General features: G+C 47.8%; 16 protein-coding genes and 1 pseudogene. 7 read left to right on the forward strand and 10 right to left on the reverse strand.

The genetic code is table 11. From position 1 onward, the window contains the following. Positions 1–219: 219 nt before the first annotated feature. The 3 genes from RID09_RS22135 to RID09_RS22145 form a co-directional block, all read right to left on the reverse strand. Positions 220–4,263: an nSTAND1 domain-containing NTPase gene (locus RID09_RS22135; RefSeq protein WP_446338076.1), complete on the reverse strand. Its 4,044-nt coding sequence runs from the start codon at positions 4,261–4,263 to the stop codon at positions 220–222. Between the two features lie 411 nt (positions 4,264–4,674). Continuing rightward, a complete protein-coding gene (locus tag RID09_RS22140) occupies positions 4,675–6,051 on the reverse strand; it encodes an ATP-binding protein (RefSeq protein WP_446338077.1) in 1,377 nt (458 codons plus the stop codon). Beyond that, positions 6,011–6,187: a hypothetical protein gene (locus RID09_RS22145; RefSeq protein WP_446338078.1), complete on the reverse strand. Its 177-nt coding sequence runs from the start codon at positions 6,185–6,187 to the stop codon at positions 6,011–6,013. The genes RID09_RS22140 and RID09_RS22145 overlap by 41 nt, the downstream gene beginning before the upstream one ends. A gap of 131 nt (positions 6,188–6,318) precedes the next feature. Between RID09_RS22145 and RID09_RS22150 the strand changes: the two genes are divergently transcribed. Then, a complete protein-coding gene (locus tag RID09_RS22150; RefSeq protein WP_446338079.1) occupies positions 6,319–6,537 on the forward strand; it encodes a hypothetical protein in 219 nt (72 codons plus the stop codon). A gap of 60 nt (positions 6,538–6,597) precedes the next feature. On the opposite strand, the gene RID09_RS22155 is transcribed toward RID09_RS22150, so the two are convergent. From RID09_RS22155 to RID09_RS22175, 5 genes are all read right to left on the reverse strand, one after another. Next, entirely contained in the window at positions 6,598–7,509 is a 912-nt protein-coding gene (locus RID09_RS22155; protein ID WP_446338080.1) for a ribonuclease D, read from the reverse strand. A 170-nt stretch (positions 7,510–7,679) separates the two neighbouring features. Continuing rightward, positions 7,680–9,086, reverse strand: a complete 1,407-nt coding sequence (locus RID09_RS22160) for a (Fe-S)-binding protein (protein ID WP_446338081.1) — start codon at positions 9,084–9,086, stop codon at positions 7,680–7,682. Positions 9,087–9,265: 179 nt separating this feature from the next. After that, complete coding sequence (locus RID09_RS22165) at positions 9,266–10,582, reverse strand: FAD-binding oxidoreductase (protein WP_446338082.1); 1,317 nt, start codon at positions 10,580–10,582, stop codon at positions 9,266–9,268. Positions 10,583–10,681: 99 nt separating this feature from the next. After that, a complete protein-coding gene (gene iscB / locus RID09_RS22170) occupies positions 10,682–11,968 on the reverse strand; it encodes an RNA-guided endonuclease IscB (protein ID WP_446338083.1) in 1,287 nt (428 codons plus the stop codon). A gap of 420 nt (positions 11,969–12,388) precedes the next feature. Then, positions 12,389–12,817: an NUDIX domain-containing protein gene (locus tag RID09_RS22175; RefSeq protein ID WP_446338084.1), complete on the reverse strand. Its 429-nt coding sequence runs from the start codon at positions 12,815–12,817 to the stop codon at positions 12,389–12,391. Between the two features lie 518 nt (positions 12,818–13,335). Between RID09_RS22175 and malQ the strand changes: the two genes are divergently transcribed. Then, entirely contained in the window at positions 13,336–14,844 is a 1,509-nt protein-coding gene (gene malQ, locus RID09_RS22180) for a 4-alpha-glucanotransferase (protein ID WP_446338085.1), read from the forward strand. A 2-nt stretch (positions 14,845–14,846) separates the two neighbouring features. Here malQ and RID09_RS22185 read toward each other — a convergent pair whose 3' ends face one another. Then, complete coding sequence (locus tag RID09_RS22185; RefSeq protein WP_446338086.1) at positions 14,847–15,638, reverse strand: helix-turn-helix domain-containing protein; 792 nt, start codon at positions 15,636–15,638, stop codon at positions 14,847–14,849. Positions 15,639–15,680: 42 nt separating this feature from the next. Continuing rightward, the gene (locus RID09_RS22190) at positions 15,681–16,439 is read right to left on the reverse strand and encodes a pseudouridine synthase (RefSeq protein WP_446338087.1); all 759 of its coding nucleotides are present in this window, start codon (positions 16,437–16,439) and stop codon (positions 15,681–15,683) included. Between the two features lie 201 nt (positions 16,440–16,640). Between RID09_RS22190 and RID09_RS22195 the strand changes: the two genes are divergently transcribed. From RID09_RS22195 to RID09_RS22215, 5 genes and pseudogenes are all read left to right on the forward strand, one after another. Next, positions 16,641–17,471 carry an LmeA family phospholipid-binding protein gene (locus tag RID09_RS22195; RefSeq protein WP_446338088.1) on the forward strand — a complete coding sequence of 277 codons (831 nt, stop codon included), beginning with the start codon at positions 16,641–16,643 and terminating at the stop codon, positions 17,469–17,471. Positions 17,472–17,648: 177 nt separating this feature from the next. Continuing rightward, entirely contained in the window at positions 17,649–20,108 is a 2,460-nt protein-coding gene (gene gghA / locus RID09_RS22200) for a glucosylglycerol hydrolase (RefSeq protein WP_446338089.1), read from the forward strand. Between the two features lie 219 nt (positions 20,109–20,327). Further along, the gene (locus tag RID09_RS22205) at positions 20,328–20,600 is read left to right on the forward strand and encodes a CopG family ribbon-helix-helix protein (RefSeq protein ID WP_446338090.1); all 273 of its coding nucleotides are present in this window, start codon (positions 20,328–20,330) and stop codon (positions 20,598–20,600) included. After that, positions 20,591–20,923 (forward strand): type II toxin-antitoxin system RelE/ParE family toxin, encoded by a 333-nt coding sequence (locus RID09_RS22210; RefSeq protein ID WP_446338091.1) that lies wholly within the window; start codon positions 20,591–20,593, stop codon positions 20,921–20,923. Before RID09_RS22205 ends, RID09_RS22210 begins: the two co-directional genes overlap by 10 nt. A gap of 201 nt (positions 20,924–21,124) precedes the next feature. Continuing rightward, positions 21,125–21,757: pseudogene (locus RID09_RS22215) on the forward strand (RRXRR domain-containing protein); the annotation flags it as partial. Positions 21,758–21,903: the final 146 nt, after the last annotated feature.

Raw genomic sequence — 21,903 nt, forward strand, 5'->3', positions numbered from 1 at the left:
CCCATCCCCTCAACCCAACACCCAATCCCATCCTGTCATTGGAGAACGCAGCGAAGCGAAGTGAAGAATCTCCTCCAATGCTGAGGCTAATCCTATCACTGAATTCGATGATGAATGCGATCGCACTGTACCTCACCAACTTGCAATACGCTGTAAGCACACACGCCATTTAGGGTAGGGGCACGATATTATCGTGCCCCTACGCAGCACCACCATAAATCACTCATTCCGCAGCGATTCTAACTCCTCTCGCGTGAAAGGATTCTCCCCATCTTTTAACGCCTCAATCCAGCCTTGACGTTGGACTTTTATTTTCTCTAAATAGTCTATCCAGTCTTGGCGTTCTGCTAAGATATCCTCCCGGAAATCAAATTGACTTTGGGGTTGGGATTTTTCTTGCTCGATATTAATCCAATCGGGGCTAAAATTGGCGCTGTAGACAGTACTCTGATGCCCCTTGAGTTCGGTGAGTAGGTTGCCCTTTCTATCCCAAACCCGGGCGGTATTATCCGAAGAGGCAGTGACAATCCGCTCTCCATCCGGGCTAAAGTTGGCGCTGTAGACAGTACTCTGATGCCCGTTTAGCTGAACTCGCTCCTGGATATTATCCAGAATCGTCTGCAACGCCAGCAGCGGGCTAGTGGCGGGATAGTCTTTCAGGGGGCGATTTTTAACGATTTTCTGTAACTCTTGTCCCGCTTCCATGGCAGAAACTAAAGCATTGAGCGGTTGATATTCAAATTCTTTGATAGCATTCGTCCCCTCTCGTTCCAGTCGGGTTCCCTCCTGGGCTTCTTTCTGAGCGATTTGCGCGGCTTCCTGGGCGGCTTTAGCTGCTTGTTGCGCCGCTTCAGCGTCTTGCAGGGCAGTTTCGGCTAATTCCACTTGTTCCTGTAATTGGGCTTGTTCCCGTCGTGCCGTTTCTACAGTCTTCCGGGCAGTTTCAGCGGCTTGATTGGCGGCTTCATATTGCTGCTGTGCCTGGTTTACCCTTGCCTGGGCGGTTTTCAGGTTTTGATTCGCCGCTTGCATTTGCCGCTGTGCCTGTTGCACCTGTTTCTGTGCCGCTTGGCGTTTGGCTTCTGCTTCTTTCTGTTTGGCTTCGGCGGCTTGGGTTTTGGTTTCCGCTTGTTTTAACTGGGTTTGAACTGTACCTAACTGCGTCTGGGCTTGTTTAACTTGTCTCTTTGCCTGATTTGCTTGGGTTTCGGCTTGTTTACTTTTCGTTTCAGCTTGCTTAATCTTGTTTTCAGCCGCGCTAACTTCAGACTTCGCATCACCCACGGTTTTGGTTGCCCATCCGCCTAAAGATACGACAATCACCCCCGCCATGACTCCGGTTAACGCTAATCCTGCCAAGGCGCGGCGTACTTGGCGATTGAGTCGCACTCTCGCTTGTTCGGTGCGTTCTAATTCTGCCTGGGTTAACTGACGCTGTGCTTCTGCTTGTCGGCGCTGTTTCCGTTCCTTCTCCAATTCAGCGATTAGTTCTTGTAATCGCGGTTCCTGCTGCTGGCGAATAAACGCGGCTAAATAATCATGAACTAACTGATACCGCTGTTCAGGATTTTCCGGTAATAGTAAGACTAAGCCAGATTTGACGAATATTTGTAACACCAAATCCAAGGAAGCACCAGTGGTAGGGTGGGCAATGCCCACCATCCCCTCCTCGTGTCGGGGAGGAGAAGTCTGAACCTCATCCGATTCTCCCATCTCCGCCCTCACATTCACCGCCAACGCCTGCAAATCCCGCTCAATTTCCGCCCGCGTTTTCAGGGGGCGAGTTCCCTTTTCATCCGTCAACAAATACAGCACCAACTCCGCCGCCTGCTGATTCTCTTCCCCACAATCTGCCACGACTTCATCTAAATAGCGCCGCACTAACACTTCTTTCGCCTGTTCCCCATACTGGCGATATTCGGCTAATCGGGTAATTTTCTCGGTTTGCAGTTGCGCCCCCACCACCTGCAACTCAATCGGGCGCACTTCCCCCACATCCCCGGCTAAATCCTGCACCAATGCTTCAATTAATGCCGCTTCTAGATGAAAACTCGACCGTTCCGTCAGCCGTTGAATTATTGATTGAGTATCGGCGGCGGAAAAATTCCCTAACCGATAGAGGATATTCCGACTGAGAATATCATTGCCAATCACTTTCATGCTGTCCAGGTAATTGCACTCTAATAAATAGTGCAAATAATCCTCCCGCAGGGAGAGAACTACCTTGACGGGGGAAATCTTCAGACATTCTCCGATAAATTGGAAAAAGCGCCGCCGTTCCCTGGCGTCGGGATAGACAAAGAAAAATTCTTCAAATTGGTCAAAAATCAGCACTGTCCGCAGATTTAATCGTTCTGTGTGCTGTAGGTATGGGATTGGGGATTGGGAAATTTCTCCCCCATCTTCGTCATGGGGATTGGGCGAAGCATTTGCGTTGGGATTTTGGCATAAAACCGAGACATCTGGGCGCAAATGCTTCGCCCCTACGAATTCCCCTACGAATTCCCCTACGAATGATGCGTCTGCTTCCCTATCTGCCAACGCCTCTGCCAATAACTGTGTCAATTCCTCTTGCCAATGGGAATACGCCCGCATCGTCACTGGTAACGTATCTGACGTACCCATCACCTTCTGCTTCAAGGCTGGCACTAATCCCCCCTGCACCAGAGAACTCTTACCCACACCAGATTGCCCATGAATCACAATTAACTTACAATCATGCCGCCCAATCCGCTCAATTAACCGTTCCACATCCAACTGACGCCCCGATGCGGCAATTTCTGGGGCTATCATTTCCCCGACTCCCGGCTGAGAATCGGCTGGAGTTACCGCTGTGGGTGCTATCTTTGCCTGTCTTTGGGGCTGTATCCACGCCGCGCCGACAAATGCCCGAAACCCATACTGCTGTTCTATCGATTGTCGCTTCAGTTTAATCTCAAAAGCTTGAACATAGTGCTGTTGCTGAAAATAACTCTGCTGCAACTGACTAAGAATGTCCAGATAAAGGGATGTGTCATACTCCGGACTGCCCATGGTTTGGGCGCGTTCTAAGTTCTCAATCGCCGCTTGAGGTTGATTTAGCTGAGAATACGCCTGCGCTAAGGTGAATCGATACTGACTCTCGGCGTATGCCATCTGCCAGGGGGTGTCAGTCTCCCTTGAACTTACCGCTAAACAGTCCAAAGCCTGCTGCGCCAAGTCCTGCGCCTTCTGCCAGTTGGCTTGTGCCAGGGCGACTTGGGCTAATAAGCCATAATCTTCGGCTAATTTATTGGACAGATTGGCTTTTTTGTGGTAAGCAACTGCTTGTTCTGCCCACTGTTGTAATTCCTGCCACTCCCCCAACCGTTTCAGAATATGCCCTAAACTGGAGAGGGAATTGGCGACTAAATCGGGACGTTGGGCGGCGGCAAAGACGGCTAAACATTGCTGTACATACTGCCGCGCCGTTTGCCAATCGGGATGTTCTATCTCATCGATGGACGCGGCTTTTAAGGAATAGCCGATTGCTAATTCCTGCAACAGTTTCCCCTGGCGTTCTACCTGATTACAATCTTGCCAAAGGGCGGCACTATTTTGATAATAGATTAACGCCCGGTCTAAATTTCGGTTAACTGGATGACCCGCCTGAATCGCACCGCGTAAGGTTTCCACGGTAGCGGCTAATTCTGAATTCCCTTGATAATCCGCCTCTGGCAATTCCTGCGTCGCTTGGTGAATTTCCCGACATTGGTCTAAACTTAGGAGTAAACTCCCGGCAAAAAACTTATCGACATTTTCCTTTAAAACCGCAATTAATTCCTGCCTAGGCATCAAAAAATGGGAACTAATTCCCCAACTTTCAAAATCTGGGGCATAAGTCAAGAAATCCTTTAATCCTTGGTCATTAATCCACAGTACCAAGGGAAAGGAAAAATGTTTGCGAAACTCCTCCCGCACCTGATTCGTTGCACTCAAAAGCTGTCGGCTATTTCCCACCGCCTCCAACCCCAGTACCATCGCCGCGTCGGGTTTCTCGTCGCCTAATTCCGCCTGGATGCGAGCATAGAGTGTCCGTTCTGATGCCTTAATTTCTACCACCCGTATCTGTACGGAGGTTAAAGCCTGTAGCTGTTTGATGAGACGCGATCGCAACCGGATATAATTACATCGGGCGAAATAGAGCCGAAATTGTCCCAGAGACATCTCGATTGACCAGGCGAGTTCGTCGAGTTCGTTCTGGTTGTGGGCGATAATGTCTTCGGGTTGTTGGTGGTTAACCATGATTAGGGCGTTGGGCAATAGGCAAGAGATAGGAGGGAGTGGGGAATTGTATTATTTTAACGGATTAGATTTGGCTTGTAGTAAGGGATGCGAGCCCTAGATTCTGTTAGGTTTCCTTGCGTTTTCCCAACCTACAACCTATTCCACAATTTTAGGTGTGCCACGCCAGTCGGTTTTGAACAAATATTAGCATCAATTGTTAGGGTCGGGGCGGGTTTAGTCACATTCAGGTCAAAGAGAAACGATAATAGTAAAACCCGCCCCTACAAACCTGGTTTCCTCCCGGTTCCCTCCCCTTGATAAGGGTAGGGTTAGGGTGGGGTCGATAAGGGGAGGGTTTAGTCACATCTGGGTCAAAAAGAAACGATAATAGTAAAACCCGCCCCTACACAATCCCCAAAGGACAAAGGACTAATCCTGCATCTCCTTCGCTTCTGCCAAAAGGGGATTGATATCAAACCAGGATTCCTCATCTTGCCGATATTCAAACACTAATCGACTATTAATCAACTTCTCATATCCATCCGCCCCACTCACTTTTTGGCTTTGTCTCACCTGGCGCAATAATTCCCAATCGGCGTCTGATACCGTCATCATCATTTCGTTACGCCGGGAACGAATCACCGCTTCTAGTGTCTCCCGCAATAGGGGTAGTTTCTTATGCTTGCGAATCCACCCATTCAATAAGCGCAGGACATCGCGCACATGTCCCCCACTAATCGCACAAAGGCGGTCAAGGGTTTGTGGACTATCAAAGAGTTCGGGAATTTTCTCTAGGCGTTCTGATTCATTCAGGTTGGGAAAAGCCCGGGCTAAAACCATCTGGCGCAATAGGTTCATCCCCGTCTCACAAACCCCACCATCGGGTAACTTCACCGACACCATGGGTAATACTTTGGGTTCATCGGTAAAGCGCTGGGTAAGATTCCCATATTCGTCGGAAAATTTCAGTCCTAAAGGCATGGTATAAATAACATGACAATGGAGCCGATTTAAACAGTCTCCTTGGTCTACAAACAAATATTCCGGTTGCGGACGCCCCCAGTCTTTGGGGTGACTATCCAGGCGGTCAAGGTTATCCACGATGACCACGAGTCCATTTTTACCGATGGCTTTTAGGGATGCGATCGCAGGTTCAATTAATTCCTGATTTATCGCATCCACGAGTTGATTTTTCTGTGGTCCAAGATACCGATTTAGTCGTTCTCGCAGTCTCGCATCACTTTTGGTGCGGGTGGTAATTTCGCCAATGCTAAAATAGAGGGAAAATTTATCGGCGTCTGACGCCATCCCCACATCCCCCAGAGAGTCCCCCAGTAGCTTCAGTCCCGGAATATTCAACTTTATCCCTGTCACCTCAGAGTTTAACACCTCCAATGCCCCAGCCAGAAACTCTTTCAACCTCCTGGGTTCAACCAGGGCAATATCGGTTAAACTTTGACTAACCTGGCGTGCGATCGCGAGTAGCACTTCACCAATATCAACATCCGCCATTTCCAAGTCTTGGGAGGACTCAAAATACACCAGATGGAAACCCTCTTGTTCCAATTCCAGCTTGAGTCGCAATAACTCGGTGGACTTCCCACAGCCAATATGTCCGGTAAATAGGGAACAGGTGGGACTATCGGGCGAGAAGAAGGTAATATTACCCTTAAGCTCCTCAATAATCTTACCGCCGCGTACTTCCGAGAAATCGATATAAAGCTTCTGATCCTCTGGGTCTTGAGCCAACAGAGGTTTCCCCGGATCAGTCGCCCGATAAAAATGGCGTAATAATTCGATGGTCATCGTTTTTAGCCCAAGTCAGGTCAGCCAGGGTCGTCAACGATAGTATAAGCTGCTTCTTGCGCGATCGCTTTAGCGTTTGAACACAACCGGGTATTCGTTTCTCGAACATCGGTTCAGTCGTCGAACCCTCAGCCACAAAATTTCTGTGATTGTTACAATTATTTACTCAAAAATTTAGGCTTTGTTCCCCATTTTTAGAGACAAAATCTAAATTTTTGATTAAAATCTTGGTGTAAGTTAAGAATATTTTTAGATTTCGGTAATTTTATGATAGTAGCAGAAAAAATACAATGGCGGTATGTCAGTCACAGCTCATCTCATTTAGCCTTATTATTTGCCGAAACCATGCAAACGGGACAAATTAGCTTTTCGGAGTGGTATGAGTTAATGACAGCGCCGTTAGAAGATGCATTGAGTCCTGAGGCTGAAGATGCTATTACCCGTTTAATTTATGGGGTAAGCCACGGATTGATCCGAGTCCTCTAGTACCGCTACCTAGAAAGTCATCTGCCAGACGTGCTTTTGCAGCCTCTATAAACATGGCAATCAAAATGGCAAGTCTTCATCCTCCGGTGGAGTAATCGAGAGTCGCCAAATCTTATTATTCTCTTCTTCTACAGGTAATTCCTCCATGACCTCCCCTAACTTCTCTTGTAGAGATTTAGTCAATTGTACCGATAAATCTAACTCAATACCCAGTTTTTGGGTCACTTGTGCCAATTGATGAAAGGCTACTTTTTTGCTGGTGCGATTTTGACTGGATAAGCGAAAGCCATTGACGTTTTGCACCTTTTGCGCCTGCATCGCCGCTTTCAGCCGTTCCTTAATTTGTTGAATTTCCGTATCCAGTTGCTTCCAGCGATGCTCGATTTGTCGATATCGTAGGGTTAGGGCTTCAATATCTTCCGTGGCGGGGTCAGGTTGAGCCAGCTCTAACAAATGACGGTGAACCTGAGCCATATAGACGACATCCTTAGCCGCGTAATCGAGTTGGCGGGGTGAGAGGGGACGTTTCCTCCAGTCACCCGTTTGTTCCGTTTTATCCACATGGGGACATATCCCAAAATATTCAGTTAAAGTTTTAAGCTGATGATTGGGGACAGGGAGGCGATAGTAGGGAATCGTTTTCGCCAGTTCTAGGGTACAGGTGACATTTTTTGCCTTGCGTTTACCCAAAAATTTCCGGTCATAGCTGGCGTTGTGAAAGACTTTCTCAATCGCCGGATTGTACATAATTTTAGCTATAAACTCATCGGCGAGTTCTGGCTGGTATAGCACATCGAGAATCGAGACACACTCACCCGTGAACTCATTCCCATCCGCCAAGACTTGAATTAAAGACAATTGGGGCGTATCGGTTTTGTAGTCAGCGACTTCCGTATCTAACCATAGGATAGAGGCTTGAGTGCAGCTTGCGATCGCACGGTCAATATCTTGGGTTTGAGTGAGGTATGGCATTAATGACATCCTGCTACAGCATTGTAGAAAATGCTGTATACCATCCTACACGCTAATGCTCCCCCAGCTCCCAGACGTGCCATGGCACGTCTGGAACAACCCCTGCTTTTAGCGCTTAAGTTGACACCAATGACGTCGGTGCGCCCCTACTTCGATTCCCGTTTCCCCCATCACCTATCACCAATTTCCAACTTTTCCCCCCGAATGGAATAATCCAACAACTCCATCGGATGCATCAAAAGCATCTCCTTCTCCTGCAAGTTTAAATGCTTCTTAATTTGCAGCGAACACCCCGGATTCGATGACGCAATTAACTCCGCCCCAGTATTCAACAAATTCTCAACCTTTTGCTGTCCCAACTCATCGGCTACTTCCGGTTGCAGCATATTATAAACCCCCGCACTACCACAACACAGCGCCGCATCGATGGGTTCGCGTAATGTTACCCCCGGAATTTTCCGCAATAACTGACGCGGTTGTACGGAAATCTTTTGCCCATGCAACAAATGACAAGCATCCTGATACACCATTGTCAAAGGCTTATCTGTCAGAGGTGACAATTTAGCCGTCAACCCTACCTCAGCTAAAAATTGCTGCACGTCTCTCACCTTCCCCGCAAAGTCTTGCGCCTTCTGGCGATACGCCGGATCATCTTCTAAAATATGCCCATATTCCTTCAACGTATGACCACAGCCTGCGGCATTTATAATCACATAATCAACACCCGTCCCCTCAAAACTATCTATCATTTGCCGCGCCAAGGCTTGGGCTTGTTCTGTTTGTCCCTGATGTTCGGGTAATGCAGCACAACACCCTTGAGTTTTGGGAATCACAACTTCACAGCCATTCGCCGTTAATACCCGCACCGTCGCTTCATTAACCGGAGAGAAAAATAGCCGCTGTACACACCCCAAAATCACACCCACTCGATACCGCGTTTCCCCTTGCGCTGGAATCACATCAGGGAAGTTATCCTGAAAGGACTTTAAAGTAATTTGCGGTAAAATTGAATCCATTGCCGCTAAACGGGGGAATATCTGCTTTAGCAACCCCGTAGACTGGACTAGCTTCTGTAAACCCAATTTTTGATACAGATAAAGTGGCGCCAGGAAGGGGCGCAGGCGTCTCGGATAAGGAAACAGATTAAAGATTAGCGCTCTAATCATCCGATCAGATAAACTCCGAGGCTGATTTCGTTCTACCTGATGCCGTGTCGCTGAAATTAACTTATCATACTGTACCCCAGAGGGACAGGTAGTCACACAAGCCAAACAGCCTAAACAGGAATCAAAATGTTGCGTCGTCGCCTCTGCTAATGGTGCTTCACCGTTGTTAATCGCATCCATCAAATAAATCCGTCCCCTCGGCGAATCCATTTCTTTGCCAATCACTCGGTAACTGGGGCAAGTAGAGAGGCAAAATCCGCAGTGAACACAAGTATCGATTAAGGCTTGTTTAGGCGGATTTTTGGCATCAAAACCAGGGGATTGAGATTCATTTTGTTCCGTTTCTAACGGTGTAGTTTCTGCGCTTTCTTTAACAGAATCTGGTGTGGGAAATTTAAAGTCCGTTTGCATATTTTTTTAGGTAGATGTACAAAACTAATAGCTAATATTGAATGTTCCAGACGTGCCAGGGCGGGTTTAGTCACATCCGGGTGCAAAAGAAAAGATAATAGTGAAACCCGCCCTTACATTCGTAAAAACCAGGTTCCCTCGAAGGTTGTGAAGGGTCAAATCTGCTCCTGTGCCTTCTTTCAAATATCTCCCACAAATCGATTAGGACTTAAAATAGTTTTCGGATCAAACTTCTGTTTAATTTGGCGCATAATATCTAAAGCATTGCCACTGTATCCCCAAACATCAAGCTGTTGCTTCAAACTAATTGGAGCCTCTAGTACCGTCAAAAAACCGCTGTGGGATTGGCAATGCTCTCGCATCTTTAAAATTGTCTCCGGTTTCACCGTTTCAGGTTTAAGCCGCAATTTTCCTAAGCCGCTGCCAACATGGATCAGCCCCAATCCCGTTCCAGAGGTTAGGGTATCCAGTACAGTTAAAGTCATTACTGCCGCCGTTGGTACTACTCCTATTTTGCAAGTAATCGCGGTGGATTGGGGCATTTCCCAGATTTGTTCTGGCAATGATTGCCATAGATGAGCTTCATCATTATCCTGATAAAGTGTGCCTTGTAATCCCAACTGCTGCCCAACCTCTAGCAAACGGGAGGACTGTTCCTGTACACTTTCAGTAACGCTTTGGAAGCGAACCATCAAGCCCATCCCTTGACCGATGCCTAATTGTTTCACCAATTCAGACGAGAGTAAGTCGGCGGCTGTAGGCGTTAGGGCGGACGCGAGTAGGGTTTTGGTTGTTGATGCGATCGCGTCAGCGTCTCCCGTCAGCACGAGTGTCCCTGATGCTTCTTGTACCGGATACAAGCGAAACGTCACTTCTGTTAAAATTCCCAGGGTGCCATACGCCCCCGTCAACAGTTTCATTAAGTCATAACCTGCCACATTTTTCACCACTCGTCCCCCGGCTTTGGCGAGTTGTCCATCACTGCGGACAAAGGAAACCCCCAAAAGCATATCCCGAACCCCACCATAGCGTTGTCGCCATGAGCCACTATCAGCCGTTGAAATAATTCCACCCAGGGTGGCGGCTTCCGGGTAGGCGGGTTCTAGAGGCAAAAATTGATTGGTTTTCAGCAGTATTGCTTGTAAATCTGCTAACTTCACACCCGTTTGCGCCGTTACTGTTAAGTCACCCACCGCATGATCAATCACCTGATTCAGGTTTTGGGTACTAATCACCAGGTCAATCGGTTTACCTACACCCGCCCACGCCAATTTGCTACCGTTCCCACAGGGGAGAACCCGCCAGTTATTGGTGTTGGCGCATTCGATCACCTGACAAAGCTGTTGGACAGTGCTAGGGCAAACGAGAGTGCTAGTAAGAGTTTCCCCGCCGTAAGCCTTCTGGATTCGCTCTTGCCATATCGGGGGTAGATTATCCCCCTGGTAGATGCCAGAGTCGCCCACAATCGGTGTTAGAGTTTGTGCGATCGCATTCATCTTTCTTCCCCCGTGGAAACCCCCGTTATACCCTTCAGGTTAACTGCGGGAGGAAACGGGGGATATTTTATGGGGGTCAATCCCCCTAAAATATCCAAATCACTGTATGTATGAATATCCATCTTTTTTGTGAATATGTTTGCAGTATCTGTGACTGATGCCCTGAACCAGTCCATCAGGTGTTGAGATATTGAAACTTCCAGTGGCACGAGTGGCTACTCGACCAACGTAAGTCCCAACCTTTTTCCCAGAAGTGACAATCGCTTTAACGATGTCACCTGTCTGAAAGCCTTTGTGGAATTTTGTTCTGTTGCAATAACGAATCGGGAATCCAAATTTGTTGGTGCGGCATTGCTGACGGGTTCCGTGACCTTTGGCAGCAATTAGCAACGGATTAACACCTGATGTGATTAACTGCTCTGGGGTTGATGCCCCTACACAAGCAGCATCCCAATAGTGGGTTTTGTCCAGTCCTCGAATGGTTCTGTTGTATTTGGTGCGACCACCAGTACCAACCTCAACAGGTAAGCCCGTTTTCTTGAGGTTTTCGTACAGATTCCATCGGGTTGCATTAACCGCCGCCGTATCAGCTAGAGGTCTTTTAGCTTGTGCCAAAATTCCTTTAAGCCGGTCAGGTTTGCCTTTGAGGAAGTCCCTGATATCCTGGTTGCCCTTTTTCTGATTGCAGGGTGTACAGGCTAAACACAGGTTGCTGATACGGTTAGAACCTCCTTTTGAGCGAGGCTGAATATGCTCTATTTCCAGCTTGGTGTCTTTTGCCCCGCAGTAGGCACAGGTTCTATTCCATTTTTCGAGTAAGAACTCACGGATTTCGTAACCGAAGAGTGTACCTTGCTGGTAGCCAATTCCGCTAATTTCAGCATCCTGCATCTGCTGAGTATCAAACCTGACCAGTTCTTCAGAGATGGTGGTAATTTGACACAGTGATGATAGGCGCTTGACCCAAGTCAGGATGTTGGCAGCACGACTACTTAAAGATGGTGGCAACCAACCTTTTAGACGGGTGCGGTTAAGGAAACGAGGTTTACGATAACGGGTTTTGCGGTTACGGCGTGAGCGTCGTAACTGACGACGTGAAGTCAAAGACTCCCGAATTTGAAACCCACGATGCTGCAACTCGGCTACCCAAACCACTTCGCCTGTAGTGTCGTTGACTAATGCTAGTCCAGTAGTTTTCGCTCCGGGGTCGATTTTGACTCGGAGTGGTTCAATTTTGGGGTTTGACACCTCCTGTTTAAGTATCAAAGTAAAGGGGTAGTGTCGGAAAACCCCAGCTTTCCCCTGAGACAACAGTATTCTTGCCCTTCCTGGATGGATGGGATTGAGAGGCTGTTTGTTGGTGTCTAAGACAAAAACTTTACTCACGAGTGAGTCTCCTTGCGGGTAATGTTAGCCTTGGCAATGTTACGAAAGCTTGTTGGGTTTACGACACTGACTTCGACCCGATATGTCTGTTTAATCGCAAACGATAGAGCTAAAAACTGGCTACGCATTCTTAGGTATCTTGATTTTCGTAACGTAGTGAATTAACACTCAGCCTGGTAAACTCTGGGCTTTTTTAAAAGCCCCCACCATAGCTGTACTCAGCTTGGTGGCGGGTAGTTTACACTAATGTTTGTAGTTGCGCTGTCTTCGCCATAAGCATTTCTTGTGGGCAATGCCCACCCTACTCCTGCTTCCCCTGCTTCCCTAGAAGGGCGGGTTTATTTAAGTTATCAGTTGTTGCCATAAGTTATCTGTAAAACCCGCCCCTACATTCCCTGCTTCCCCTGCTTCATCCTTCAATCAATGATGAGGACGCACCCCATAATGGCGGTAACGTCGGTAATCCCGCAAAATCTGGTCATGATCGAAGCAAAGATTCGAGGGAATATCCCATAAATTGAAAATATCCAGATTTTTGGCATCATCAGCGGCTTGGGGTTCGCCTGTCGCGGTAGCGAGAAACACAATACTGAGGGTATGCTTACGTGGATCGCGATCAGGCGCCGAATAGACGTGAAACTGCTCAATTAACTCAACCTGTAAGCCAATCTCTTCTTTGGCTTCTCGAACCGCCGCTGTTTCCACCGATTCCCCATAATCGACAAAGCCACCAGGAATTGCCCAGCCGAGGGGTGGGTTTTGGCGTTCGATGAGAATAATTGGTCGGGAGGGTCGATCTATGAGTTCGACAATGATATCGACTGTGGGAACGGGATTTCGGTAAGTCACAAGTCCAGTTTATGTAACGGGTAGCGATCGCGGTGGTTGACACTCCTCAGCCTAAAGGCATGAGGATTCTTCTTTCATCGAGCGCTCTTACTATGAAACAGGGGTCCTATTTCATACCAGAGGAGGATCTCTCCAGAAGCGTTTTGCTCCATTGCAGAAGCTAGTTACGATATGCCCTACCGTACTATTGAAAACAAGAAAAAATGTGTTTTCTGGTACTTGGGGCTTAGACTTTTTACCTGTACAAGCATTCCTGTACAGAACCCGAATAGCCTAGTTTTCAAGGTGCGATGCCTCTCGGCTCTGGGTTTTTATAGAGGTTAAACACCCTTTCCTCGAAGTTAATTTTAACACAAAGTCGTCCTAGAAGAACGAGGCTTTAGACCCAATTTTCCGGTAAGTTATTTTCAGAATACCTCTATTGGCAGACTCAAATCTACCACGAAGGCTCTTTTTTAACGCCTGCCTAGCGTGCTAATGTCGATAGGACTTGTTTTGCTGTACTATGGTCTATTTCTATGCAGATTCCTAGATCGAGTGGTATTTTGCTGCATCCCACTTGCTTCCCCAGTCCTTATGGAATTGGTGACTTAGGGTCACAGGCTTACCAATTTATTGATTTTTTGGCGGGTAGTGATCAGCGATTTTGGCAGATCTTGCCCGTTGGACCCACGGGGTTCGGTAACTCGCCCTATATGTCTTACTCAGCCATGGCGGGAAATCCGATGCTGATTAGCCCAGAACAACTCCAAATGAAGGGGCTACTAACGGATGAAGATCTCGCTCATCTGCCCGAGTTTACCCCGGATTCTATCGATTTTGAGCGAGTCGCTTCCATGAAAAAATCGCTACTGCTCAAAGCCTGCGATCGCTTTAAGCGGGAAGTGTCATCGGAACAACAGGATGAATTTGATAAATTTTGTCAGCGTCACGCCTACTGGTTAGATGATTATGCCTTATTTATGGCACTCCACAACACCTTTGACGATGCCAGTTGGCATTTGTGGGAGCCAGACATTGCCAAAGCCGAACCGGAGGCGGTGAAGAAGTGGCGAGAACGGTTAAGTGATCGCATTTATTACCAAAAGTACCTCCAGTTTGAATTTTTCCGCCAGTGGTCGTGGTTGAAGCAGTATGCCAATGACCGCAATATCCAGATCATTGGGGATATCCCGATTTATGTCGCCCATAATAGCGCCGATGTCTGGTCAAACCGAGAACTGTTTGCCATTGATGAGGAAACGGGCGAAGCCTCTCTAATGGCGGGTGTTCCCCCCGACTATTTCAGTGAAACGGGTCAATTGTGGGGGAACCCGATTTACGAGTGGGAACTGATGGAAAAAAATAACTATCAGTGGTGGATCAAGCGCCTGAAGATGATGTTTGAGTACGTCGATGTGCTGCGAATTGATCATTTTCGCGGATTTGAAGCCTATTGGGAGGTGTCCCAAGGTGAAGAAACTGCCATGAATGGGCGCTGGGTCAAAGGACCTGGAGCTAAATTTTTCAAAGTTCTCAAGCGAGAATTAGAAGGGTTGCCGATTATTGCTGAAGATCTAGGCTTGATTACGCCAGAAGTTGAAGCATTGCGGGATCAATTTGGGTTTCCGGGGATGAAGATTTTGCATTTTGCCTTTAGTGGAGAGCCAGATAATTTTTACTTACCCTTTAATCTGGAGCGAAACTGTCTGATTTATACCGGGACTCATGATAATAACACGACAATCGGCTGGTTTAAACAGCTTGGTGACGATGAACAAGAAAATGTGATTCGTTACTTAGGGGAGTTAAGTTCCCAAGGCATCCATTGGGATTTAATCCGGTTAGCCTACAGCAGTGTCGCTAATCTCGCCATGATTCCCTTGCAAGATTTCTTGGGTTTGGGTGCAGATGCTCAGATGAACCGTCCCAGTACATCCGAGGGAAACTGGCAATGGCGCTATCGAGCCGAGGCATTAACCGAGCAACTGCGCGATCGCATCAAAACCCTGACTTATACTTATGGTCGGACACCTAATGGGTCTTAATGTCAAGAGCGAGGATTAGCCGCAAAGGTCATTTCCTCAACCGCACCGGGGGCGCCCATTTGTTTAGCGCTTTGGTCATTAAACTCCACTAGGACGCCTCCGGCATTACCCGCCCGGACAATCAGTTGTTCATCCGCCACCCAAGTCCGCTGGGTTCCTTCGGGCAAGACGCCTTCAAATTCGGTTTTACCATCCACAACGACTCGAATCCAAGACTGAGCCTTCAGGGTGACACCCACCTGCACCGGTTTGCCATCTTGGCTAGCATGACTGACTTGCGCCGATTGGCTAGCATCGAGTGACTGTTTAGGTGGTATGGGTTGTGTATTTTTCGGTGTAGGGAACTGCTGGGCAGAAGGGATATTTTCAACTTCAATCACTTGGACTGCCGAGCGATTCAGAATGTACGATAAACCACTAACCGAACTAATCACCAACAGAATATAGAACAGGTAGAGATGAAGCGGTCGCAATTGAGCGGCGGGTAAATATTGCCAGCGGGGTTTCATCAACACGACACCCGCACCGGCTGGAAAATCACGGGCAAATTCTGCGCCGTCGAGTTCCAGGGCTTCGGCAAATCGCCGGAGAAAGCCTTGAATGTAGACGGGTTCTGGCAACAGGTCAAGCCTGCCTTCTTCAATCGCCTGTAAAAGCCGTGCCTGAATCCGTGTTTGAGCTGCCACTTCCTCTAAGGTAATCGACTTCTCAAGCCGACACTGGCGCAGGCGGGCGCCTAGAACTTCTAGCTTCTCAACTTGTTCCTGCTGCAAATTCCTCGTATTCTCCTTCATACACGGTACTCCTTGATATCTGCTGGCACGTTTTAGTAGTGGTTAGTGAACTCGGTTGTGGAGGAAGCTAATTTCAAATTCTTCAAGATAACGGTAGTGCCCACTGAGCAGTATTGGTTCACCTGGTCGTTGTAATTGAATCGGACCAATTGCCGTGCGGTGCAGATGGATTACTGGATAGCCTAGCAGGTCAGCAACTCGACGAATTTGACGGTTTCTTCCTTCTGTCAAGACAATTTTAAGAAGTGTTTTTGACTGTTGCTGCTTAAGGACTCGAACTTGAGCAGGTAAAGTGGTTCTACCCGATAAGTCCACACCCTGACGCCAAGCTGAGAGGATTGATTCAGAGGGATGACCCTTGACCCAAACCTGGTATGTCTTGGGAACGTGATGGCGAGGATGAGTTAGTTCATTGGTGAGCGTTCCGTCATTGGTAAGAAGTAATGCTCCTGTAGAGTCCATGTCCAGCCGTCCCACTGGATGGATTCCCTGACCTTCTCTAATGGTTCTGGGGAGTAAATCAAGAACTGTTTTACGTTTCGGATTACACGCCCGATCATTGCGACAAGTAGAGATTATACCCACGGGTTTATTGAGCAAAAGATAAATGGCATGAGGACGATTACTCGGTTTGAGATGTTGACCATTAACTTCGATCAAATCCGTTTCCGGATTAGCTTTTTGTCCTAACTGCACCACAGTGCCATTTAGCCGAACTTGTCCGGCTATGATCATTTTCTCAGCTTGACGACGTGAGGCAATACCCCACTGCGAAAGAATTTTTTGTAATCTTTCCTCCATGGCTTGACTACCTGTGTAAGCTAGTGCGTCTAGACCCAGACTGTGCTGGTCAAGAGTCGATCTCCATCCCTATGGTAATTTTTCCAGCTCCGGCAGGGGTTTTGTTTGAACATCTCCTGCTTTAAGGTTGCTGGAGGGATACGTCTGCTCCTGGCACTGACCAGAATAGACTATGTACAAATATTACAAGAATGGGGATAATTGCAAGCATTCAGTTTTTTCACCCGCTCATTGCCCGGTTCGAGTTATACCACAGTTGTGTCAGAATACAGGATTGACCCGGAATTTTTGGCAATGGGCGTGAATAAATCACAAGCTGGAACAGACAAAGGCAGCCGGATGATCAGTACGGTGGTGTCACCTGCGGTACAGTTATGGCTGCGATCGCAGGTGGAGACCGTGGAGACACTGCACTTTAAGCTGATGGGTCGCGATCGCGAAATTCTTCGGGGACACATTCCCACGGTGTCTATTGCGGCTCGTCGTGCTGTCTATCAAGGATTACACCTGTCGCAGCTCCAGCTAGATGGTACCAATATTCGCTTCAATCTCACTCAGGTGTTTAAAGGCAAACCTCTACGCCTCCTAGAACCTTTACCAGTCGCGGGTCAACTCGTACTGCAAGAGAATGACCTGCAAGCGTCTCTGGGCGCTCCTTTATTATCAAATGCTTTAACGGATTTACTGAATACATTTATTAAATCTTATAATCGACCGGATCAGTATCCACCCCTGGGTGAGTCTAAAATGAACTGGCAGCAGATTACCCTTGATGGGGAGCGACTAACCCTCAAGGGAACACTGATGCACCATCCGACGAGAGAAACCTCCATTGTGATTAATGCGGGCATTCAACTGGCGACACCTCAACAACTGCGACTCCACCCCCTCCAGATTCAAATTAACACTCAACAGCCTCCGATAACGCTAGAACATTTCACGATTGATTTAGGCTCAGAGGTTGATCTAAAAGAACTAACTCTAACTCCAGGACAATTAATTTGTCGCGGCTGTATCAAAATCATACCTTAATGGGTGGAGTCGATTTCATCCTTGAGAGTGTTGGGATCAACTGGAAAATTGTTTTACTCTCAAAGAAGCTATGGGGCTGTTAAACTTGACAGGAATTGCCGTACAGGTATATCGATCCCGAAAGTCAGGATTTAGTCACCCGTACAGCATTGGGTAGTGGTTGCGAGAAAAGTTATTGTGAAAGTTGATACTAAACCTTCCATCCGATTGGTTGAAGATGCCACCAAAGAACTAGTAGATTGGGCGGCGACTATTGAGCATTCAGACGCCACCTATTTTGAAAAAGCTCAAGTCATAGCCAAACGCTTGGGGGCGCATTACCGTCCCGATGGGTTAACCGAAATTGGCTTCTGGACACCCCGGTTATTAGCGCAGGTGATGCGGAAGATGGAAATCTATCTGGAAGTCTTAACCCCCCTTGCTCCGATTGATTGTCGGGCGGCTGAGCAAACCGTCACCTTTCGCCGCGATCGCTTATTCTTACAACAAGAAGGTGAATACCATTGGGGTGTCGTCGCCGGGATGTGCCCCGGAAACCGGGAGCAAATGGGCTCGTTTTACTGGCTGCGCTTTGTCGATCAGCAAGGGAAACTACAAGCGATTCGGGATACGATTCCCTATTCGATGCCCTACGGCGTGTTCGGACCGGCTGAACTGTATGACATAGCAAGTTTACAGCAACAACGAGCCGATCTCGATTACTTCAAAGCCACCAGTGTCCAGTCTGATCCCCTAGCGCTTCCTCGCGTCCCAGCACCTCGGAACATTTTACAGCTACATGTTGGCACAGCCTCTAAAGAGGGAACAGTTGAAGGCTTAACCCGTGTTTATCGCCAAATTGCGAGTAAATTAGCCGGACATCTCCCCTTAACCCCAGCCGAAGAAAACTATGTGGGTTATAATGCCATTCAGCTACTCCCCATGGAACCCACGATTGAGTATCGAGATGAATACAGTCCAGAAAGTGAATTTTTTGTCTGTACGGCTGAAGAGGGAGATGATCTGCAAATTAAGCTGAGAAAACCCCATACCCAGGATTGGGGTTATGACGTGCCAATTTTGGGATCGAGTGCTACAAATGCAGCGCTTTTGGGTAGCTTGCGTCCCGATGAATTGGTAGACTTTATCGCTACCCTGCATAATTTTCCCACAGGTCCGATTCAAATTATCTATGACCTCGTTTATGGTCATGCAGATAACCAATCGGAGTTACTCCTGCATCGCCAGTTTCTCAAAGGACCGAATATGTACGGTCAAGACTTAAACCACCAGTTACCCACAGTACGGGCGATCTTTTTGGAAATGCAGCGGCGTAAAATTAACACGGGAGCCGATGGGATTCGCATTGATGGGGGTCAGGATTTCCGCTTCTTTAATCCTTTGTCTGGACTGGTGGAATATGATGACGCCTATCTGCTGGCGATGAGTGATGTGGTTCAGGATATTGAGGGGCATCAACGACTATTATTCACCATTTTTGAAGATGGTCGTCCCTGGCCCGCTGAAGGGTGGGAAGAGATCTCGACCTATCGTGAATTAATTCATCTTAAACCAGACTCCTACCAATGGGGACCCCTGATTTTTGCCCATAACACCCCAGCCTTAGAAAAATTTTGGGATCGCAAATGGCGCCGGGTTTGTGAGGTGATCTTTGAAGGTGATCATTGGATCACCGGTTGTGGAAATCATGATACCGTGCGGCGAGGCAATCAAATCCCCCTAGAGGCTCCAATTAATTGGAATTTAGGCACTACGTTGCCAGAGGTGTTAAAAAATGCTTATGATAACCCGGCGGTAACGCTTTGGGTGTATGGGTTTAGTCCGGGGTTACCCATGGACTTTATCAATGCGACAATGCACGCCCCTTGGATGTTTTTCCGCAATACCGATGAACGCTATGGTGTCAAGGTGGTTTCTGAGGAAATTGGGTTCTTGGATTGGCAAGTGACGCCAGAACTCTATGAGACACCAGAGAGTTTTAGTCGGTTGAAGTCTTTGGGATTTAGCCAGCTAGAGGAATTGCGGGAGTTTGGCAGGGCGCTGCAAGTTGCCATGCTTGAAAAGGACTACAATCTAGCCGAAGTGGTTCAAGCTTGCCAGTTCTGTTTGGGAGAAAATACGGATCAGTGTGATATTGAGCCGCTCAAAAAGTTGAATAGACCAGAAATGGTGAGTTTCTTGAAAGGGTTAACTATTGAAAAGCTCAAGGCATTTGCTTTGATGTTTATGGAAGACTGTTATGAACTGTGTAATGTCTCCCACTATGAGGACAAGCTTGATCAAACAAGAACTGAGTATAACCTTAACCTGCGTCGTTTCCGCCATGCTCATCCTTGGTTAGCTCACAATTTAGCCGGAATTGATCGATTCAATAAAATCTCTGATGAGGAACGGACGGTTTATTACGGGGTTCGCAGTAATCCTGATGATCATGAGGAACAAATCGCCATGGTAGCGCACATGGGTGGAGAACCGATGACGGTTACCGTGGGAGACTGGCTGCAATTGGATATGAGTGAATGGCAAGTCGCGATCGCGTCTCCGGGTTTGGATAGTGAACCCTTGGCAGATTTGCGCTGTTTTGAGTTAGCTGATTCTCAAGCCGTGCTGTTAAAGCGAGTGGGTAAACCCGAATAGTCTCAGTTGTCGGACATCTTAACGGTTCGGTAGGGGCAATTCCTGGATTGCCCCTATTTCAGCGCATTCTCAGAAAACCTAATCAATAGACAAGGTGTTCCTGTCTCTCTTTAGCCGTAATGCAGGAAAGCAAGGACTGGGTTCAAGCTCAAGACGGTCTGATGCGATTGTATACCATGTATACAATTAGATTAGACTGGTCAATAAACAAGGCAATGTATGTCTCAAACTGAAGTTGTCACCGTCCGATTAACACCAGAGGTTAAGGCAAAACTCAATGCCCTAGCTTTGAGTACAAAACGCAGCAAATCCTGGCTGGCGGCAGAGGCAATTGCTTTATATGTGGAGCAGCAAAGCTGGCAGATTCAGAGGATTGAAGAAGCTGTTACCCTTGCCGATAGCCCACAAGCTGAGTGGGTTGAGGGTGATGATGTGGAAGCTTGGCTTTCTTCCTGGGGGATGGAGGATGAAAAACCCGCCCCATGCAGTTAGTTTTCCTTTCCCTTGCTGTCCAGGATTTGGCAAGCATCCGCTCGTATATTGCTAAGAATAACCCGCAGGCGGCACGACAAGTTGCCACTCGTCTGAAACAGAGTATCTATAGATTAGCGTCTATGCCCAACCTGGGTAAGCCGGGGCGGGTGTTTGGTATCAGGGAGCTGGTAACGCCTTTAATTGGCAAGACGGCTTATGTGGTTGTGTATCGGGTGAAGGAGAATCGCCTGGAAATTCTGCGGATTCTGCCAGGGATGCGAGACATTGACAGTATTCTACGGGATACGCCTCTTGAGGAGGATTCAACAACCCTAACCTAGCTATCGCTCTTTGGTTAGGGATTGCCGGACAAACGGCAATTAAACGTTGAATACCGCATAGAGTCTCGGTTTGGTACAGACCTCTGGATGTTTCCCTAGTCCAGACACCTCTAAAACCCTTTGTCGGGTTGTTGTTAAGTCAAGACATCTTAACCGAGATGGCGGGAAGGGACTAAATACTTTACTCGGAGGCTTATCGCTATGTTACGAGTACCAGTTTTATCGAAGTCAGGCAAACCTTTAATGCCAACCCAACCGACGCGCGCTAGACGTTGGCTCAAAGAAGGTAAAGCCAAAATTGTACACAACGACTTAGAATGCTTTGCCATCCAGTTGACCTTTGAAACAGGAGAGAATACTCAACCCATAGCTTTGGGTATAGACCCCGGCAAATGTTATTCGGGGATTGGGGTTCAATCGAGCCTTGCTACCCTCTGGATGGCTCATTTAGTTCTACCGTTTAAGACAGTTAAGGAACGGATGGAATTACGGCGGGTCATGCGTCAAGCAAGGAGAGGTAGACGAATTAACCGGAAGTTACCCTACTCGGAAAGATGCCACCGTCAAGCCAGATTTGAAAACCGAAGACAGGGTAAATTGCCGCCTTCGATTCGAGCTAATAAGCAGCTAGAGTTACGGGTAGTCAAAGAGTTGTTTAAACTGTTTCCGATTAGTGCCATTCACTACGAGTTAGTCATGGCTGACGTTGACAGAACCAGTGGGCGTAAGTCGGCAAAGTCTGGGATCGGGTTCTCTCCAGTCATGGTGGGTCAGCGACAAATGCTGACTTGGTTGTCTGAACTAGCCCCTGTTAGAATTCACAAGGGATGGCAGAGGGACGTTGACATCCTCCCCCGGCTAAAGAGCGCGGGGGATTCCTCACCACGCCACCTTTTTAGGGGTGGTCGCTGATTGGGGTTGACGCTTCGCTGAAGGTTGCCTCCAAATGAGGTCTTACACCCTCTCCACGTCCGTTTATA

This window comes from Coleofasciculus sp. G1-WW12-02, from assembly GCF_040219735.1.
Lineage (GTDB): Bacteria > Cyanobacteriota > Cyanobacteriia > Cyanobacteriales > Coleofasciculaceae > Coleofasciculus.

Coding starts and splice junctions, on each gene's coding strand:
- RID09_RS22135 (WP_446338076.1), bottom strand. CDS start 4,263: ATGGTTAACCACCAACAACCCGAAGACATTATCGCCCACAACCAGAAC.
- RID09_RS22140 (WP_446338077.1), bottom strand. CDS start 6,051: ATGACCATCGAATTATTACGCCATTTTTATCGGGCGACTGATCCGGGG.
- RID09_RS22150 (WP_446338079.1), top strand. CDS start 6,319: ATGATAGTAGCAGAAAAAATACAATGGCGGTATGTCAGTCACAGCTCA.
- RID09_RS22155 (WP_446338080.1), bottom strand. CDS start 7,509: ATGCCATACCTCACTCAAACCCAAGATATTGACCGTGCGATCGCAAGC.
- RID09_RS22160 (WP_446338081.1), bottom strand. CDS start 9,086: ATGCAAACGGACTTTAAATTTCCCACACCAGATTCTGTTAAAGAAAGC.
- RID09_RS22165 (WP_446338082.1), bottom strand. CDS start 10,582: ATGAATGCGATCGCACAAACTCTAACACCGATTGTGGGCGACTCTGGC.
- malQ (WP_446338085.1), top strand. CDS start 13,336: ATGCAGATTCCTAGATCGAGTGGTATTTTGCTGCATCCCACTTGCTTC.
- RID09_RS22185 (WP_446338086.1), bottom strand. CDS start 15,638: ATGAAGGAGAATACGAGGAATTTGCAGCAGGAACAAGTTGAGAAGCTA.
- RID09_RS22190 (WP_446338087.1), bottom strand. CDS start 16,439: ATGGAGGAAAGATTACAAAAAATTCTTTCGCAGTGGGGTATTGCCTCA.
- RID09_RS22205 (WP_446338090.1), top strand. CDS start 20,328: ATGTCTCAAACTGAAGTTGTCACCGTCCGATTAACACCAGAGGTTAAG.
- RID09_RS22210 (WP_446338091.1), top strand. CDS start 20,591: ATGCAGTTAGTTTTCCTTTCCCTTGCTGTCCAGGATTTGGCAAGCATC.